We start from the raw sequence: 19,266 nt of genomic DNA on the forward strand, positions 1-19,266 counted from the left end.
AAGAGCGTTTCGTATAGACTTATTACTTAGGGACATCATTCAAATTCCTTTCATTGTGAAGCTGTAGAGGGTAGAACATCTAAAGGTATGGATGGTGTCTTTTTGATGTTCTAAAATAGTTTTATTAATAAATGGTATACAAAAATAGAGTTGATGGCAAAATGCCTATCAACTCTATTTATCGTACAGCCAAAAGACACTAGTAATCTACTTTGATTACTAGTGTCTTTTTACATATATTATTCTTGTATATCAGTAATGGGTAACCATTCATTAGTGGCTACACGATACATCTTTGTTCCATTGATTGTTGCAATTTTATCAGCTTTGAGACTAAGTGAGGAAATGGTTCTTACAACATTACCCTTGTCATCAAAGAGCTGTGCATTACTTGTGGTTTGGACAACTTGGTCAATTGGTTGATATTCAAAAGCATCACTAGCACTGATCCATTCGTTAGTAGCTACACGGTAATATTTTTGGTCATTGAAGTAAGCATATCGGTCTGAAACCCAATCGCTGCCAGCGGCTAATCCTCGATTGGTAATTGCTTGGTCTTGTGAGTTGACTAACAACTTGTAAGAATCAGAATAAGTTCTAACATAACTAGGATTATTGTAGTAGACATAGATATCATTGGCATTGACCCATTGATTAGTGGCGATACGGTAGTATGTTTTGCCATTCAATATCATTTTTTCATCTGTACGCCAGTCAGTATTTGGAGCGACTGTTGATCCAGTTGAATTACCATTATCATCATAAATATTAATAGATGATAGGTTTGGATGTGTTCCGAGTGTCTCTTCAATAGCTTCCTTATCGCCGGTATTATTATCTGAGTCACCTGAACCACTGCCAGATCCGCTACCAGTATTATTATCTGAATTAGTTTTAACTTGAACAACAATCTTTCCATCTTTAACCGTGTATAAATTGTTTTCATCAACAATTGTATAGTTATTAGGTAAGTTGTCTTTAATACTTTGAACAGCATCTAAATCATCATTTGAAGAGTTGGACAGGGTAAAACTACTTATTTCTTTACCAGTTGAATCTTGATATGAAACCGTCAAAGATATACTTTCGTTAGTTCCGTAATCAATTACAAAGTTACTAGCTCCCGCTGCAGTTAAGAGATTAATAACTTGATCTAAACTTATGCCAGGTACTTGGGATAAATCTAAAGGAATAAGGATATCCTTAGACATACCATATTGAAAGCTAGTAACGTTATTTGAGTCACTAAGTAATATATCTTTAACCAATTTATTACTTACAGGAGCATCGAAAATAATATTGCCATTTACTTTTTGGGTAATATTTAAAACAAGTTCATCTGAGACATTAAGATTAAGAGTTTCATTATCCTTTTTAACAGTATAATCTCCTGCGTTATCGACCATATGATAGGATGGTTGGATGCTTTGAATATCTTTGATAGATATGGTATTACCCACATCGCCACGTAATTTATCCGTATAAATTATTTTCCCCGTACTTTTGTCTATATAATTCACAATAGTGTAATTGAGATTATTTAATAATAAATAAATGTCCACATTATTGCTGCCTGTAACTGTATAAGGTAAGTCATTTGTTTTCCAATAAGTGTAATTATCAGTGTCAAAATCCATTATGGACGATGGATCACTGATGACGTCACCGGTCATAATGTCGTTACCGTCTTTGTATTTGTTTATGGTTTTAGTAAAAAGTGTATTACCTTCATCATCAAGATACTTAACATTTAGGTCCTGGTTAATGGGAGTGTCATAGATTGCCCGGATGAAGTACCCACCACTTGGGTTAGTAGTGGATATATCAGGCATATCAAAAGTAAAAATTAGTGAATCTCCATCGGCGGTAGGAAGATCATTTCCATTCTTATCTACAAGTTTTGTCAATGTATAACCATTAGCAGTGTTTGAAGGTGAATATAAACTTGGATTACCATTTGTGTATATTAAATTAACTTTTTTACCATAATTGGAAACGGTATAACTGGGAGATATAAGATCAGGAGCTTCATAGTTATCAGGGTTATTAAAACCTTGAACTTTCATTGTTAGTGACTTACCAGTAACGCTTAGATTATATTTATCTGTTCCAGCTTCAATTTCAGTGTCAGGATTATTTACTGTATAAGCTCTTGTAAAATCTGAAGGTAATAAATCTGTTATTTTAGTTCCAACTTTGTAAGAACCACTAAGTGTATAAGTTGATCCCGTTTTATCAATTACCGAGCCGTCAGAATTGCCAGTATCAGTAAAAGAAATAGTAGCTGATTGTGTATCGTCACTGTTTGTTGTTGTGGATGTGTTCGCGGCGTTTGTGACAGTGGCCGATTGTATGGTTGTTTGTGTTTGCTGTGAAGTACTATTGTTTATGCTTTTTTGAGAATCTGCTGTGTTACTAATAGTATCAGTTGATGAGGAATTACTATCTTCATTATTGTTTTGACTTGTATTTTGAGTGTTTAAATCAGTGTTATCACTAACATCAGTTGTAGGTTGTTGATTAGATGTATTAGCCTTAACTTGTTGAGTGGGTAAACTACCTAGAACTATAGTAGAAAAAAGCGAAATACCAATAGTTGTTATCAGAGACGTTTTCAATTTCATAAATATTCCCTCCAATATTTAAAAAAGTGCTTAATATTGATTATATGCCATATAGTGTCATTTATTACAATAATTAATATTAAGATATGAAAAAAGAGATAAAGAATCCAATTTGTTGGATTTTCTATCTCTTTTTGTTTTTAGAATACTTCCATTATAGGGGGGGAGGATAATCAAAACTTATTTCTTATTTGATTATGTATTAATCTTACCAACCCAATATGAAGAAAATATTGAAAAAATTAGATGATATATTAAACAAAGTATGAAGAAAAATTGATATTAAATTTCAAATAGTTCTTCAAGATGTTGTAAGACACCTTGTTGGTTGTTGTCAATTGTTTGATAGGGGGCCGTTTTTTTAACGATATTGGAACCATTTTGCATCGAAACTCCGTGTCCAACGTAGCGTAACATTTCTAAATCATTGCCACCATCGCCAAAAGCGCACATGTCTGCTGGATCAATATTTAGTTTGTCGGATAAATAACTTAGACCAGTTGCTTTATTAACATCGGCTCGAATAACATCAATGTCGCCATGACCACTGGAAACAATTGAAACATTTGGTCCAATTAGTTGAGATAGTTTATCCATGTAGTATTCAGTTTTATCATCAGGACAGTTAACTGAAAACTTTAATGTTTTATCGTCAACCATAGCCATATCATCCACACTAGTGAGTTCTGGAAAATAAAAATTACTTATTTCATAAAATTCAGGTGTTGCACTATTTAAAATGTAGGCAGACTTTTCACCACACATAATGAATTGAATCTCAGATAAATTATTTAATACGTCGATGGTTTTTTGAGTAGTTTCAATCGAAAAATTGTCAGTTTGATAAATCTTTTTGTGACTACCAATAAGGGCTCCGTTTTCAGCAACAAAGAGTGTTTCAGGAAAGTCTTTGAAAAAATCCTTCAATTGATAATATTGGTTACCACTGGCAGAGACAAATTTTATGTTGTGATTAGTCATGTAACTATATATGCGACTGAATCTTTCCCTATCAAAATGTTTTTCATCAGTCAAGAAAGTTCCATCCATATCAGTTGCTACTAATTTAATTGTCATTGATGTTTCTCCTAAGTTAGTTAAATTTTTTTCGATAATGAAAAGGGGTAGTTCCCTTCCATTGTTTAAAGTTTCTGATAAATGATTTGGTGCTAGAGAATCCACAATTCATTGCAATGGAATCAATATTATTAGTTGTATTTAACAATTCTTTTTGTGCATTTAAGAGGCGGACGGTAGTAATATATTTTCCAATCGGCATTTGTACCGCTTGATGAAATTGTTGATTAAGCGTTGTGACCGAGGTATTTAATTGTTTAGCGAGATTATTACTATTGAGGTCTCCCATATAGTAAGTATTGATTGTCCCTAATGCTTGATCGATTAAAGTTTCGTTTAGTTGTGTTTGAGTCGAATCACTCTTATGAGAAAAATTCTGAATTAAATTAGCCATAATCAAATAAATATGTCCAGTTAATGACAAATTAGAGCCGTCATCACGTTGATCTTGTAACAGTTGAATCATCATGCGTAACTCTTTTTCTAATTCCTGATAAGCAACTAATTGCTTAATGGATGTAGGACGTCCATGGAGAGAGAATGTTAGTTGATTGATATTAGGATAAGCTTGTTTCAAAAAATCATAATCGATTATCAAACAAAACTGCATAAGATTCTTACTGTCATTTAACTGAGATGAATGAACATCTCTAGAATTTATAACCCAAATATCACCTTTTTGATAATGATAAGTGATGTCATTATCTTTAAATTCCAAGTAGTTATTTGATGTTAAATAACCTAACTCAATACTGCGGTGCCAATGTGGAGTAACGATTTTTTGAGAGTTTTCATCGTGTAAATAATATTTGAAAGGGAGTTTGGGAGTTGGTTGAACAACTTCATATTTAATATTCATTAGAACACTAACTTTTCTAAGGCTTTTGCAATTCCGTCGTTGTCGTTGGTATCTGTAATAAATGTTGCATGTTTCTTAGCCAATTTAGAACCATTTCCCATTGCAACAGCGGTCTTAGCAAACTTGAACATTGGAATATCGTTTTGTTCATCCCCAATAGCCATAATATCATCTGGAGCAATTGAAAGTATTTCTGATAGTTTTTGAAGGCCGATTCCTTTATTAACGCCTTGATGCATGATTTCTAAAAAGTTATCTGCTGCACGGACAACATAGTAATCATCGGAAAATTCATTTTTAACAGGTTGTTCATATTGATCGAGAGTTTCTTTTTCTCCGACAATTGCTGCCTTAGTTATTTCAAAATCATTAGGTAATTCATCTGGCTCTCTTACCAGTATGCCAGCACTGTTTTCCCATGCTTGGATAACCGCAATGCGATTGATATCATGATTTGATGTATAAACATTACTTTGATCATCCAGTACGTAATATTGCATTTTGTTTTCATTAACATATTTAACAATGCGACGATAATCGCTATTATTGAGAATTTTACGAGACAGTAATTTTCCAGAGACAGTTTCTACTAAGCCACCATTATAAGTAATGACGTATTGTTCATTTCCAATAATACCTAGTTCTTGAAGAAAAGGGCTAACACCAGCAAGTGGGCGACCGGAACAAAGTACAATTTTAATTCCTTGGTTTAAGGCTTTTTGAAGAGCTTCTTTTGTATCTGGCGTAATTTTATGCTGAGAACTTAAAAGTGTGTCGTCAATATCAATTGCGATTAGTTTGATCATAATGAACTCCCTTTTTTAACATGGTTAATTAAGATAGGGATATTGTACCAAATTAGTAAAACGGTTTCAATCAGTTGCAAGTTTTCTCAAAATGTTTTTCCGACCTATTGCAGCAAGTCCAATTAAGTAATCATTTTCAAATTTGCGATTAAAATCGAGTTGATATTTTTGATATAAGGGTAAATTTCGTTGAATAGTTTGCTTGATTTGATCAATTTGAATTGGAGGAAGGCTAAGCTTATCCACATAAGCGATAATTAAATTAGGGTTTAATAGACTGATAATATTTTGAATATGTTGTGTTATTTGATCAGTTATATTCAAATTTTTATTAACAGTGCTGTATTCAATTTCACCAGCTAAACCATCAGCACCGTTGATTAGATGATTATTGATAACGATACCGACACCCGGTCCGAAATTATTAGGAAAATAAATTCCTACTGCTATGCCTTCATTTTGATGCAATTTAATTGCTCCGCCAAAAGTTCCAGCATTAGCATCATTGGCAACAATAGTCTCAATGTTTGTGGCAGTTTCAATTGCTAATGATAAATTAATTCCACTTAGTGATTTAACGTCACTTATTTGAAGGTAGCCATCTAACTCGGCCCCAGGTATGCCAATAATTATTTTTGATGGTTTATTTAAATTAGTTTGTTGGTGAATAAAGTTAGTCAATTGTTCAATAGAAGAGATTCTTTTATTATTGAATTTTTTATATTTGATATTTCCAAGTAGATCAGTCAAAAAATAAGTAGCCTTAATTTGATTTTTATCCTCAACCAGTTGAACAATTCCTAGGGAAATAGCTTCATAATTCATTTTATAGATTTTTGCTCGGCGGCCACGAGTATTAAGATAATCAGTAGCAATTATTTTACTTTTAGAAATCAAAATGTCTAGTAATTTGTTGACACTGACGATGCTTAAGCCTGTCAGACTTGATAATTTTTTGGCTGACAATTCATCATTATTATCTAATAATGTAAGAACCTGTTTTAGATTTTGTTGACGTGCAGAGAGTTTGTTAGTTGTTGTCAAAATTGACCTCCTCAATAGAGTTGTAGTATAAATCAGGATTGATAAAAATAATTATTATTAATCAGTTTAAAATATGTTTAAACAAGAACTATAATTAGTTTGAAAAACTAAGGAGTAGTGAACATTATGATTAAAAATGATTATGATATTGAATTAAATCGTTTAAGCCATATAAATACAGTTGATATACCACATTTAAGAAATGTTCAAATGATTATAAAGGATAGAGTAGATGCGCATACTTATGAACCGATAATCTTTGATCATCTTAAAGGATTATCTGATAATCCCAGTTTACCAAATGATTTGACAAAATTGCGTGATGGTAATAATCATAATGATATTTTTGAACAAACTTATTCAGATATAAGGGTAGATACGAAATTTACTGATACTTCAGGTCGAAGAATTAGATTTCTAAAAATTTATCATGAAGGAAAAATAACAGCTTCCAAAGTTTTAATTTATTTACATGGGGGAGCTTATTATGGCGGTACTCCTGAAGATACATTACCATTTTTGAAACTACTAGCCAGTGAATTTGCTGGTGTAATTTATAGTGTTGATTATGGTATAGCGCCAGAGAATCCTTATCCATCTGCAATTAACGATTGTTTAGCAGTTATTGCTGAGGCGAAAAAAAATTATGTACAAGTTTCATTGTCCGGAGATTCAGCTGGAGCTTCTATTGCACTAGGTGCGGGTCAATTAAGCCATTTGATGGGAATCTGTGAGATATATAAATATATTTTATTTTATCCAACAGTGGTTCATGGTTCAGATCATGATGGCTCACTTTGGGATGATAACTTGATTTCAATTGATAATAATCAGAGAAGAGTCTTACATAATAACTATACGCAGTTTAAACAATTAGATACGATTATGACAGAATTTTATACTGACCATCAAGAAATAAATTTACATTCACCAATAATTTCGCCACTATATGCTGATCCAACAGGGTTTAAACGTGTTTTAATTATGACAGGTGAGTTTGATCCTTTTAGATTGCAGGATGAGGCATTTATTCAAAAAGTAGGAATGGCAGGATGTACTGCTAAATATATTCGTTATGGTGGATTGGGTCATGCTTTTCTAAATTATATTAATCAGATTCCAGCAGTAGAAGATTCAATAATTGAATGCGCAAAGGCTTTAAAATAAAGGAACAGAAAAATCCGATCTAACAATTACTTTCGATGGTTGTTAGATCGGATTTTTTCATGTTTAAGATATAATTTATACTATATCCTGGGATTCACTATGATCTAAAAGATTTTTTAAATTTCTAAGTTTCTTAATCTCGATATTCCAGGTACTTACTAGAACTAGGACAGAGCCGATCCAAGCAAGTGGATTTGCCATGGCGGCACCATAGAATCCAAAAATTCTAATCAAAACAATACCAGCAAAGACTCTCATTAGTAATTCAGCAACTCCGGCAATAGTTGGGGCTTTTTGATTACCAAGTCCTTGAAGGGTGTATCTAACAATAAAGAGAATTGATAGAATAAAGTAGCTCGAACCGTTGAAGTAATAGTAAATTTGAACTAAATTCAAAACAGTATCTTGACTGCCATTCATAAATAAATGAGAAATACTGCGACCAAATACAATTAAAAATGCGCCAATGATCAAACTAGACGTGACAGAAATAATAATGCCATCTTTAACGCCCTTTAAAATTCGATCAAATTTCTTCGCACCTAGGTTTTGAGCAGTGTAATTAACTAGGGCTAGGCCAAAACTAAAGGCTGGTAAGGTGGCAATTTGTTCAACCCTTCCAGCGACCGTATAAGCAGCAACAGCATTAGCACCTAGAGTATTTAGCATTACTTGAAGGATGATGGAACCAATAGCGATAATCGAAGATTGAAATCCCATAGGTAAGCTAATTTTTAATAATTCTTTGATCTCATCCATATCAATCTTGAAATCGTCCTTGGTTAAAATCAAATACGGAATATGTTTCCGAATATAAAAATACAAAATGATAAAAGTAATTGTTTGAGCCACCACAGTGGCAAGTCCTGCACCAGCGACTCCCATATGTAAATACAAAATAAAAACTAATTCCAAGAGAATATTCAATACTGTACTTACAATTAAGAAGAATAGTGGTACACGAGAATCACCTAAAGCTCTCATAGTATTTCCTAAAAAGTCAAAACCAACAAAAGAAAATATTCCTGCAAAGATTATTTCCAAGAAGATAAATGAATCATGAATTAAAACTTTTGGTGTTTGCATAGCTACAAGTAAAGGATATGCGATTAAAACGGCCACGATTGTAAAAACAATAGCAATACAAACAGAAATAATAATTCCAGATGCAAAGCTTTGTCTAACACCTTGTTCGTCGTTAGCTCCATATTTTCTAGCGGTTAGAATGGTTAAACCACTAGTCATGCCCTGGGCAAATCCAATAACTAACCCAGTTAATCCCCCCGTAGCACCAACACTTGCCAAAGCGTCAACACTGATTGTTTTTCCAACAATTAATGTGTCAATAAAACTATAGAATTGCTGGAAAAAGTTACCTAGTAATAAAGGAATCGTATACAGAAATATGACTTTCATAGGCCTGCCTTGTGTCAGATCTATCATATGTCTAATTCCCTTTCTATAAAGATTATGACTATTTTAGCATGTTTGAAATTATAAGTGACGATGAATATGTATAAAAATCATGATTATTTAATTGTATAGAGAGAGTATTGAGAGTGGCTAGGGATGTAAGTGCTAGATAGATACTATTTGGATTATATGAGGGACTTCTTTTTGCATTGCAGTAATTTTAATTTGTTTTATTCTAAGTTCTTAAATATATCAAAAATAGTCTGTGTCGATATCAACTTAGTTTCTTGACTACAATTGATAATCAATACAGGCTATTTGTTTTGATTAACTAAAATAATTTTAATAACGGAATCTATATTGGAATCGATTCGATTGGAAAATTATCCTTAGCCAAATTTCAATTTTGTGGAAGGCGACAGAAATTTACATTTTAAGACTTAAATATCAATAGGTAAGTTTAATATTCTGATTAGCGACTAATGGGAGTTTTTTATCCATAAAAACAACCTCAGTATCATGGTCTGCTTTGATTTCAACCTCACCATTTTTCACTGTGAATTTGAAGTTGATATTCTTAAAAGTCATACGGAAAGTGATTTTTTTCCATTGGTCAGGAATATTAGGATGAATTTCTAATATTGAACCACGATAATCGATACCGGCAAAATAGGAGGTAACAATGTTTAATGTTGCTCCCATAACGCCGAGGTGAATTCCTTCAGCAGTGGTTCCACCTTGAATATCATAATAGTCACTGGTTAAGGCCTCATAAAATAGTTTCCATGCCAATTCTTTATCACCAATTTTTAACGTTAACATTGAATAAACAACTCTTGAAAGGGTTGAGCCATGAGTGGTTCTAGCAAGGTAGTATTTAATATTGTCGCTAATAAACTTTTCTGGATTCTCAATTGGGTAACCAAGATCAAACATTATTTCAAAAAACTCTTTCTCAGAAATATTAAATAATGCCATTAGAGTATCGGCTTGTTTGGCAACTTGGTAATTATCAGGTGAATCGTTATGTGCCTTAAGAATTCGATCCATTCGAGAAATATTTCCGTACAGTTGACGATACTTTTGAAGGTCTATTTCCTTAAGATTAAAGTATCCTTCGAATTGACCAAGAATGTCACCCTTGAAGTCGAGCTTCAAATGATGACTAATGTCATCTAATTTTTGTAAGTCACTATCAGAGAAGCTAGTTCTTTGGAAGTTTTCATTAATAACATTATTACCAAAGTTATTAACAAAACCTAATATTTTCTTAAACAGCCAGCTGACCATAATATTGGTATAGGCGTTATTTTTTAAACCTTCATTTTCATGTCCAGGGTAGCTTTCGTGAAATTCGTCTGGACCCATTACATTAGAAATGCTGTATTTCCCAGATTTAGAGTTGAATTGTGACATATCTATCCAGAATTTAGCGATTTCTAATAGCATTTCTAAACCATATTTTTCCATGAACTCATGATCTTCACTGACCTGATAATAATTAATTATATTGTAGGCAATAGCAAGTGAAACATGACGCTGCTTTCTGGAATTGTCGGGGTCCCAGCTGTTAGTAATAGGGTTTAAATGTACTAGTTGAGACTGTTCATCTCCATACATACCGCTTTGCCAAGGAAACATTGCGCCGTTATGTCCATCTCCTTTTGCGTACTCAATAGCCGCATTTAATCTCTGGTAACGGTACATTAGAAGATTTTTAACGAGTTTCGAATCATGCAAAATATAGAAGTTCATATCAAATAATTCATCCCAGAATATATGACCCCGGTAGCCTTCACCAGTCAAACCTCGTGATCCAACTGACGCATCAAGATGTTGGTTTGCCTTAGTTTGTGCTGCAATTGACATGCCATAACTGTTTAATCTTAATAATTTTTGTGCCGTTATATCTCCTATAACGGTTATATTTTCTTTTTTCCAAATTTGTTTCCATGAGCTAATAGTTTGAGAAATAATATCTGTAAAAAATTCAACTTTATGGTTAAAAGCAATTTGTTCAAGTTGCTTTTTTGTTTCTAGTGATGTAAAGATATTGACAGTTTTTTCTATTATATAGGTTTTGTCCTTTTGAGCAGCAAATTCAACAATCTGATTAGCAATTTCGTTATTATTATCAATTTGATAGTTGGCGTTAGGAATATCTTTGAAATTTAATGTAGCTTTGATGACTAAATCAATTTTGGATTGAATAGTATGAGCCTGCATTGATGTTGAATAATTATGATTTTCTATTTTATCAACTGATAAATGCTTGCTAGCCAGATTACGATAACGTTCAACATTGGAATTAATAACACTACCATCAATTTGAGTTAATAATTTAATGTTCCCGGAAAAGTTTAAAGGCTGCAATGAATAACTTAGGTAATAGTCGTGATAATTTGTTAACCCAGCCGTTTTTTGTTCGATGATTTTTAATCTTTTACCATCATCTAATTCAATTAGAAGAGTAATAGTTAGAATGCCGGTCTTTATATCTAAAGATCGTAACGATTCCAAGATATTTCTCTCTTTAATTTCAAAGTAATTGTCATCATTTACACTAAAAGTAATATATTGAGCGTTTGGTAAATTTACTAAGTCTTCATTAATAACATCTCTGCCATTGATTGGTGTAGATAATTGATCAAAGACTCCAGCGATGTAGGTTGCTGGATAATTATCATCGTTTGCTTTTGCTTCAAGATAGGTTCCACGTAATCCTAAGAATCCATTTCCAATTGTTTGCATTGATTCTTGACCGTATTGTCTTTTACCATGCGAAAGACCGTAGTAATCAAGATGCCAGGTAGAATATTTTTCTTCATTATGGATAGCGGTATCAATATTAGAATCAAGTATATTTTGAAGATTTATCACGGGAATATGAAAGATGTCTTCAAGCTCGCTTGCTAGATCCAATAATTCATCATTATAAGTAATAATATTTTTCTTCAAAGTATATTGAGGTTGATTATTTACAATGATAACATCCAATTCTTGGTCTAAATTATCTTTAAATGTGTTTAAATTAGTTTTTAAATCTAAATTTGTATCTAGAATATATTTATTCTCATTAGGTTTATTTTCATTAATTGAGTACATAATCTGAGTATTACTAAAATCAATATATAATAATTTCATAATTAATTCCTCCATGAATTAGAAAATATAATTATTTTTGTAATTGTGTTTAAACATATTCATACAGTTCGTATTATACACCGTCTAGATAGTGTTTTAATACATTTTTTGTAATGAATTATATTCAAAACTGATGTTTATACAAAAACTAAGAGTATATAGTATATTTAGAACATGTAATCGGTTACTATTATTTAAGGAGGTGTTCGTTATGAAAGGCACAGTTAAAATGTTGGCTCCAGTTTCTGGTCAAGCTATTGAAATGACCGAAGTCCATGATCCTATGTTTTCTGAAAAGGCGATGGGTGAAGGTTATGGGATAATTCCTAATAGCCGAGATATTGTAGCTCCGGTTTCTGGAAAGGTTATGCTGGTAGCATCAACTAAACATGCCATTGGATTTAGTACTGATGATGGTCTTGAAGTATTAGTCCATATGGGTGTCGATACAGTTGAATTGAATGGTACTCCTTTTGATGTGTTAGTTAAGGAAGGTGACACTGTCCAAGCTGGTGAGAAGATTGCAACAATGGATATTGATGCAATTAAGGATGCTGGGAAAGTGACAGATGTTATTGTTGCTATTACTAATACAAATAAAATTGTAAAGGAAATTCATGTTACCAAAGGACCTGTTAAGGCAGGTGATAATGTGGCAGAAGTACAACCTATGGCACCTGGCGAAGCAAATACTAAGCCAAATAAAAAAGTTGATTATAATCAGCTTGGTCAAGATATTGTAAAAAACGTTGGCGGCGTACAAAATGTAGAAAATGTCATTCACTGTATTACTCGTGTTCGTTTTTATCTAAAGGATGACAATAAGGCCAATGATGATGTTATTAAGAATATGCAAGGAGTTTTGGATGTTGCTAAAGCTGGCGGACAATATCAAGTAGTTATTGGGCCAGCAGTTGAAGATGTTTTTGATGCTGTCGTTAAGGCATTAGGCCCTGGATTTGGTGGTGATTCAGAGGTCAAAACTCAAAAGGCCGTTGCGCCAAAGGGTGCCTGGCCTAAAACTAAATTCTATTTCAGTGCTTTAATAGGTGTAATTACTGCCAGCATGATGCCTGTTATTGGTTTGTTAGCTGCTTCAGGTATTTTAAAGGGGCTACTAGCTCTGATTGTTTCTGCAAAGTGGTTATCAGTAACTAGTTCTACTTATATGATCATTAATGCAATGGGTGATTCAGTATTTTATTTCCTACCTATTTTGGTTGGGTTTACAGCCGCTAAGAGATTAGGTGCAAATCAAGTCATTATGGGTGTTATTGGTGGAGTTTTGGCATATCCTACTTTAGTTCAGTTGGCTGCTAAAACAAGTAGTACTCAAATGAATATCAATGCTAATTTCTTTGGAATTCCAATCCACGTAGCTAACTATACATATTCAATTTTCCCAATGATTGCTGCTGCATGGTTGGCATCTAAACTAGAACCATGGCTCAAGAAACATATCGTAATGTCACTACGTATGATCCTTAGTCCATTACTAGAAGTATTTATTGTCAGTGCTATTATTCTTGTTATTGTTGGACCAATTATTACATTATTAAGTTCATATTTAGCTAATGGTATCGTTGCTCTATTGAAATTCAGTCCCGCCATATCAGGATTGTTAATTGGTGGATTTTATCAATGTTTGGTTATTTTTGGTTTACATTGGGCAGTTATTCCAGTTGTTGCCAGTCAAATTGCAACAACTGGTCACAGTGCATTGAATGCTATTGTTTCAGCAACAATGGTTGCACAAGGTGCCGCTGCAATGGCTGTATTTGTTAAAACAAAGAAAAATATTGATATGAAACAGATTGCAGGTGCCGCAACATTATCTGCTTTCTCTGGAGTTACAGAACCTGCAATGTACGGTATTAATTTGAAATATGGACGCATCTTCTGGACTGCTAATATTGGTAGTGCTGTAGGTGGTTTAATTACAGGTTTACTACATGTTGATATGTGGGGATTCGCCGGTTCATTAATCGGATTTGCTTCATTTATTAATCCTAAGGGAATCGATGCAAGCTTCACAGGATATTTGATTGCATCTGCTGCTACAATTATCGTTGCCTTTACATGTACTTACTTCTTCGGATTTAAGGAAGAAGATCTGGAGAATAGTCATGAAGTTGAAAAGGTAAGATTAGGTAGTCGTGAGCCAGCACAAGCAAATTAGTTTGAATTTATAGTTTTAATTGAAAGGATTTGTCATATAATAAACGGCAAATCCTTTTTATATATGGAGGTGCAAGATGGGTGATGTTAATATCAGACCAGTTTTGCCAGAAGAAGTGGAAGATTTTTGGCAAATTGCATTTAGTGATTCTAATGCTGCTTGGACAAAATTAGATGGACCATATTTTTTAAATGATTTACCTAGTAAAGATGAGTTTATTAATGTATTAGCTTATCGAACTTGGCTTAATAATAAAGATCATTTGATAATAACGTATGATGATCAAATTGTTGGTTCAGTCGGAGCTCATTTTGAAGATGGCAAATTAAGACACTGGTTAGACATAGGAATAACCATTTATCCTGAAGAAATGTGGGATAAGCATATTGGTAGTTCTGCTTTGAAATTGTTTATAACTTACTTGTTTAAAACATATAATTTACCACATTTAGGATTAACAACTTGGTCAGGAAACCCTCGAATGATGCATGTGGCTGAAAAAATTGGTATGAAACAAGAAGCCTATATTCGTCAAGTGAGGTTTTATGATAATAAATATTATGATTCAGTTAAATATGGTATTTTGAGATCAGAATGGTCACAAGCTTAACTTTCATTTTTTTGTTGATTTTAGATTTATATTGGAAATAATTATTCTTCTTTAGAAATTTTAAATATACGAGTAAATAGATCATATTGATTTTACAAATAATATCAATATGATCTATTTATTTTCGGATTTTTTCAAATAACCATATTATAAGAAGAAAGTAGACATTTTAAAAATCTCTGCTTACAATTATAAGAGTTGTTATTACTAATAAAAGAGGTTTTTATTTATGAGATATATGATTGGTGTTGATATTGGTACTACAAGCACTAAGGGAGTTTTGTATGATTTACAAGGAAACGTTGTTGCACACGCTAATATTGGCTATCAATTATATCAAGATATTCCTGATATGGCAGAAGAAGATCCTGAGGATATTTTTGATGCTGTGATTGCAGTTATGGGTCAGATTATTCGTAAGGGAAAGGCGGAGATTGATGAAATTAAGGGTGTTTCATTTTCTTCAGCGATGCATAGTTTAATTCTGATGGATAAGAATGATCATCCATTAACAAGAGCCATTACATGGGCAGACAATCGTGCTGCAAAATATAGTGAAGAATTAAAAGAAAATGGTTTAGGTGCCCAAATCTATGCCAAAACAGGAACTCCAATACACCCCATGGCACCGTTATCTAAGATACTTTGGATTCGTCATGAGTACCCGCAACTATTTAAAGAAACTAAAAAGTTTATTGATATAAAATCCTATATTTTCTTTCGACTGTTTGGAGTTTATAAGATGGATTATTCAATGGCCTCTGCTACAGGAATATTCAATATCTTTGATTTAACTTGGGATAGACAAGCTTTAAGTTTACTACAGATATCAAAAGATAAATTGCCAGAATTAGTGGAGACGACTGATTCAATTAGGGGAATTAAAGAAAAGTTTGGAAAAATATTAAATATATCCCAACAAACGCCATTTATTTTTGGAGCTAGTGATGGGGTTTTGTCTAATTTAGGGGTTGGTGCAATTGATCCTGGTATTGTGGCTGTAACTATTGGAACTAGTGGTGCGGTTCGAGTGGTGGTTGATAAACCAGTTGTCGATCCCAATGGTAAATTATTTTGTTATGCTCTGACTAAAGATAAGTGGGTTGTTGGTGGTCCGGTTAATAATGGTGGGATTGTTTTTCGTTGGGTAAAGGATCAATTGTTTGCACCTGAAAGAATAACTGCTGAACAGATGAAGATTTCTACTTATGATCTTTTGACGCAAATTGCTTCCAAGATTCCAGCGGGATCAGACGGATTATTATTTCATCCATATTTAGGCGGGGAAAGGGCTCCAATTTGGGATGCTTATGCGCGTGGATCATTTTTTGGTTTAACGAGAAACCATACGCGTGCCCATATGGTTAGAGCAGCATTGGAAGGGATTGTTTATAATCTTTATGTAGTGATGTTAACAATTGAAGGAATTACTGGGAAACCCAAAAGTATTCAGGCAACAGGTGGATTTGCCAGATCTAAGTTATGGCGTCAAATGTTAGCTGATGTTTTTGAACAAGATGTTACAATTCCGGAAAGTTTTGAAAGCTCTTGTCTTGGTGCGGCTGTTTTAGGGATGTACGCTTTAGGTTACGTTGATAACTTGTCGGTTGTTAAAAAGATGATAGGGGTAACTGATGTTCATCATCCTAATGAAAATAATTTTGAGGTTTATCGTGAATTATTACCAATTTGGATACGTTTATCAGAAACCTTGGAACCAGAGTATAAGGAGATAGCAGAGTTTCAAAAAAAACATGTTAAATAATAATTAAACGAAAAAGTCGTTCTAGTTGCTGATAATAAGGCATTTAGGAAGGATTTTTAATATTTTTATAAATTGATGTTCATAAAAATATAATAAAATTTTCAGAATATGTGTTATTTTATTTTCATTTTTATAAAGATTAGAAGCTTGTTTTACCAACGATAGAACACTTGTTTGTTTCATTTACATTACTAAGATTACAGAAAGCGGTGTTTTTGTAACTTAAAGGACGTTGTTGTGTAATAAACACCTGTTAGTATATGCAACATAGCAAATGAGGGCTAAACAATTTTAAATATAAGGATGTAATATATTCATGAAAAAAGTTTTATCTATCGCTTTAGTAAGTACTATGGCTTTAACAGCAATCGCAACATCAACAAAGACTGCTCAGGCTGCAGTACAACTTGACAGTAATCATGTCCAAGTTGAATCAGGTGATACATACAAGAGTATTGCTGCTAATGCTGGTATAACAATTGCTGAACTAGAACAAGCAAATGGCCGTGAAGTTGGCGGATTTGACTTGATCTTCCCAGGTGAAACAGTTACATTACCAGGAGCAACAACTACACAAATAACAGATACTACAACAACACAAGATACTCAAGCAACTGTAGAAAATACTAGTTATCAAGCACCTACAACACAAACAGATACAAGTGCAACTACTGCTACAACGCAAGCTGCCCAAACAACAACAGGTACATCACAAGGAACATTCAAGATTTCTTTCTATGATCCAGCTGTACTAGGTTCAAACATGGGTTATAGCGGTGTTGCTGCTAACCTTTCAGTATTTCCTAAGGGTACAACACTTAAGATTACACTCTCTGATGGTACAGTATTGATCAGAACAGTTAATGATACAGGTACATTTGCATACAGTAACCCTAACCAATTAGATGTTGCTATGCCAAATAACCAAATCCCTTCATATGGTGTTACAACAGCATCTGTTGAAGTACTTTAATAGATAGACGTAAAGAGACCTGATTATAAGGTCTCTTTTTTATTGGAAGCCAATAGGGTATGTCTTGAAATAATATTATAATAATTTTAATAATACCACTGGTCTAAAATAGTCTTTGATCCTATACTTAGTAACAAAGAGGGAGGGAACAAAATGAAAAATCCAAGTTCCGATTGTACTGAAATTCTAGTTGGTAAAGCCGCTAGTATGGATGGTTCCACTATTGTCGCCCGTAATGAAGACGGTTATGGTCCAATCAATCCCATAAAGTTTGTTGCACATGCTGCAAAAGATCAAAAGAATGCTTTTTATGTATCTGTAACGACAGGGGTAAAGGTACCATTACCTGAACATTCCTATCGTTATACTGCTACACCACAGGCGGATCAAAGTGATGGAAAATATGAAGAAGCAGGTATTAATGAATTCAATGTTGGAATGAGTTCGACTGAAACAACTGCTACCAATGCTCGAGTATTGGGATATGATCCATTGGTACATGATGGTGTTGATGAAGAGGCCATGCTGACCTTGGTTTTACCATATATTAAGACAGCCAAAGAAGGTGCAAAGCGTTTAGGTGCTTTATTGGAAAAGTATGGTACAGGTGAATGCAATAGTATTGCTTTCAATGATAAGGATGAAATCTGGCTTTTGGAAACAGCAGGTGGTCATCATTGGGCTGCTATGCGTTTACCGGAAGATACCTATGCAATTGTGCCTAATCAAACTGTCATGCAGGAAGTTGATGTTAGTGACACTGATAATTTTTTGGTTGCTACTGATCTAGTAGAATTTGTTGAAAAACATCACCTGAATCCACAGTCAAATCATTTTAACTTCCGTGAGATTTTTGGAACTCAAAGTGAAGCTGATGCCTATTACAACACGCCTCGTACCTGGTATGGTCAAAAGCTTTTTAATCCAGAGATTGAACAAATCCCTACGGCTCAAGATATGCCAATGGTTAGAAAACCTTCTAAGAAGATAGCTATTGAAGATGTAGAATTCTTCTTACAGTCACACTACAATGGTACTAAGTATGATCCATTTGGAACTTTTGCTTCTGGAACTGAAAAAGAACAGAAACAATTCCGTTCAATTGCTATGGATCGTAATCAGGCTTCCTCGATTCTTCAAATTAGAAATGATGTTGATGCTAATCATGCCGCCATTCAATGGCTATCACTTGGATTTTTCGCTTATAGTCCATATGTTCCATTCTATACAAATATTGTTGATACGCCTGATGATTATAAAAATACGACAAATGATGTTTCTATTGATAACGTCTATTGGTTAGAAAAGACACTTTCAGTAATGATCGAGCCTCATTATCATGAATATTCTGATATGATTCATTCCTATTTGGAGGGATGTCAATCATATGCTCGTCAACGAATTGATATTACTGATGAGGTAATTGATGGATTTTCTAGTGATGTTTCAGAATTCTTAACTGAGAGTAATCATAAAACTGCCGGTGAGGTATCACGTAGAATTCATCAATTGTTTGATGAAATTGTTAAAAAAGGTTTGATGCTTTCTAAGACAACTTGGGAAAAAGGTCAAAACCTATAAATATTAAAAATCGATTGTAATTTC

13 protein-coding genes are annotated in these 19,266 nt (G+C 33.4%); 6 read left to right on the plus strand and 7 right to left on the minus strand.

What is annotated here, in order from left to right:
• Positions 1–239: 239 nt before the first annotated feature.
• The 5 genes from CBP76_RS12100 to CBP76_RS12120 form a co-directional block, all read right to left on the minus strand.
• Complete coding sequence (locus tag CBP76_RS12100; protein WP_102197115.1) at positions 240–2,624, minus strand: SLAP domain-containing protein; 2,385 nt, start codon at positions 2,622–2,624, stop codon at positions 240–242.
• A 282-nt stretch (positions 2,625–2,906) separates the two neighbouring features.
• The gene (locus CBP76_RS12105; RefSeq protein WP_102197116.1) at positions 2,907–3,701 is read right to left on the minus strand and encodes a Cof-type HAD-IIB family hydrolase; all 795 of its coding nucleotides are present in this window, start codon (positions 3,699–3,701) and stop codon (positions 2,907–2,909) included.
• Positions 3,702–3,717: 16 nt separating this feature from the next.
• Positions 3,718–4,560: an AraC family transcriptional regulator gene (locus tag CBP76_RS12110; RefSeq protein ID WP_102197117.1), complete on the minus strand. Its 843-nt coding sequence runs from the start codon at positions 4,558–4,560 to the stop codon at positions 3,718–3,720.
• On the minus strand, positions 4,560–5,369 hold the full coding sequence (locus tag CBP76_RS12115; RefSeq protein ID WP_166667276.1) for a Cof-type HAD-IIB family hydrolase: 810 nt from the start codon (positions 5,367–5,369) through the stop codon (positions 4,560–4,562). Before CBP76_RS12115 ends, CBP76_RS12110 begins: the two co-directional genes overlap by 1 nt.
• 63 nt (positions 5,370–5,432) lie before the next feature.
• Complete coding sequence (locus CBP76_RS12120; protein ID WP_102197119.1) at positions 5,433–6,410, minus strand: ROK family protein; 978 nt, start codon at positions 6,408–6,410, stop codon at positions 5,433–5,435.
• 126 nt (positions 6,411–6,536) lie between these two features.
• Here CBP76_RS12120 and CBP76_RS12125 point away from each other — a divergent pair, with 126 nt between their 5' ends.
• A complete protein-coding gene (locus tag CBP76_RS12125; protein WP_102197120.1) occupies positions 6,537–7,577 on the plus strand; it encodes an alpha/beta hydrolase fold domain-containing protein in 1,041 nt (346 codons plus the stop codon).
• Positions 7,578–7,652: 75 nt separating this feature from the next.
• On the opposite strand, the gene CBP76_RS12130 is transcribed toward CBP76_RS12125, so the two are convergent.
• Positions 7,653–9,020, minus strand: coding sequence for an MATE family efflux transporter (locus CBP76_RS12130; protein WP_102197121.1), 1,368 nt, complete (start codon positions 9,018–9,020; stop codon positions 7,653–7,655).
• A gap of 417 nt (positions 9,021–9,437) precedes the next feature.
• Positions 9,438–12,134 (minus strand): glycoside hydrolase family 65 protein, encoded by a 2,697-nt coding sequence (locus CBP76_RS12135; protein WP_102197122.1) that lies wholly within the window; start codon positions 12,132–12,134, stop codon positions 9,438–9,440.
• Positions 12,135–12,345: 211 nt separating this feature from the next.
• Here CBP76_RS12135 and CBP76_RS12140 point away from each other — a divergent pair, with 211 nt between their 5' ends.
• From CBP76_RS12140 to CBP76_RS12160, 5 genes are all read left to right on the plus strand, one after another.
• Positions 12,346–14,313 carry a PTS sugar transporter subunit IIABC gene (locus CBP76_RS12140; RefSeq protein WP_102197123.1) on the plus strand — a complete coding sequence of 656 codons (1,968 nt, stop codon included), beginning with the start codon at positions 12,346–12,348 and terminating at the stop codon, positions 14,311–14,313.
• A gap of 76 nt (positions 14,314–14,389) precedes the next feature.
• The gene (locus CBP76_RS12145) at positions 14,390–14,923 is read left to right on the plus strand and encodes a GNAT family N-acetyltransferase (RefSeq protein WP_102197124.1); all 534 of its coding nucleotides are present in this window, start codon (positions 14,390–14,392) and stop codon (positions 14,921–14,923) included.
• 229 nt (positions 14,924–15,152) lie between these two features.
• Positions 15,153–16,688 carry a gluconokinase gene (gntK, locus tag CBP76_RS12150; protein ID WP_102197125.1) on the plus strand — a complete coding sequence of 512 codons (1,536 nt, stop codon included), beginning with the start codon at positions 15,153–15,155 and terminating at the stop codon, positions 16,686–16,688.
• A 316-nt stretch (positions 16,689–17,004) separates the two neighbouring features.
• Positions 17,005–17,661 (plus strand): DPBB and LysM peptidoglycan-binding domain-containing protein, encoded by a 657-nt coding sequence (locus CBP76_RS12155; RefSeq protein ID WP_102197126.1) that lies wholly within the window; start codon positions 17,005–17,007, stop codon positions 17,659–17,661.
• 153 nt (positions 17,662–17,814) lie between these two features.
• Positions 17,815–19,242 carry a C69 family dipeptidase gene (locus CBP76_RS12160; protein WP_102197127.1) on the plus strand — a complete coding sequence of 476 codons (1,428 nt, stop codon included), beginning with the start codon at positions 17,815–17,817 and terminating at the stop codon, positions 19,240–19,242.
• The last annotated feature ends 24 nt before the right edge of the window (positions 19,243–19,266 follow it).

Source organism: Companilactobacillus nuruki (genome assembly GCF_002872255.1).
In the GTDB taxonomy this organism is placed as follows: Bacteria; Bacillota; Bacilli; order Lactobacillales; family Lactobacillaceae; genus Companilactobacillus; species Companilactobacillus nuruki.

Excerpts from the sequence above, each read along its gene's own strand:
- CBP76_RS12125 (WP_102197120.1), top strand. The coding sequence starts at position 6,537 with ATGATTAAAAATGATTATGATATTGAATTAAATCGTTTAAGCCATATA.
- CBP76_RS12160 (WP_102197127.1), top strand. The coding sequence starts at position 17,815 with ATGAAAAATCCAAGTTCCGATTGTACTGAAATTCTAGTTGGTAAAGCC.
- CBP76_RS12145 (WP_102197124.1), top strand. The coding sequence starts at position 14,390 with ATGGGTGATGTTAATATCAGACCAGTTTTGCCAGAAGAAGTGGAAGAT.
- CBP76_RS12100 (WP_102197115.1), bottom strand. The coding sequence starts at position 2,624 with ATGAAATTGAAAACGTCTCTGATAACAACTATTGGTATTTCGCTTTTT.
- CBP76_RS12110 (WP_102197117.1), bottom strand. The coding sequence starts at position 4,560 with ATGAATATTAAATATGAAGTTGTTCAACCAACTCCCAAACTCCCTTTC.
- CBP76_RS12140 (WP_102197123.1), top strand. The coding sequence starts at position 12,346 with ATGAAAGGCACAGTTAAAATGTTGGCTCCAGTTTCTGGTCAAGCTATT.
- CBP76_RS12130 (WP_102197121.1), bottom strand. The coding sequence starts at position 9,020 with ATGATAGATCTGACACAAGGCAGGCCTATGAAAGTCATATTTCTGTAT.
- CBP76_RS12105 (WP_102197116.1), bottom strand. The coding sequence starts at position 3,701 with ATGACAATTAAATTAGTAGCAACTGATATGGATGGAACTTTCTTGACT.
- CBP76_RS12155 (WP_102197126.1), top strand. The coding sequence starts at position 17,005 with ATGAAAAAAGTTTTATCTATCGCTTTAGTAAGTACTATGGCTTTAACA.
- CBP76_RS12135 (WP_102197122.1), bottom strand. The coding sequence starts at position 12,134 with ATGAAATTATTATATATTGATTTTAGTAATACTCAGATTATGTACTCA.
- gntK (WP_102197125.1), top strand. The coding sequence starts at position 15,153 with ATGAGATATATGATTGGTGTTGATATTGGTACTACAAGCACTAAGGGA.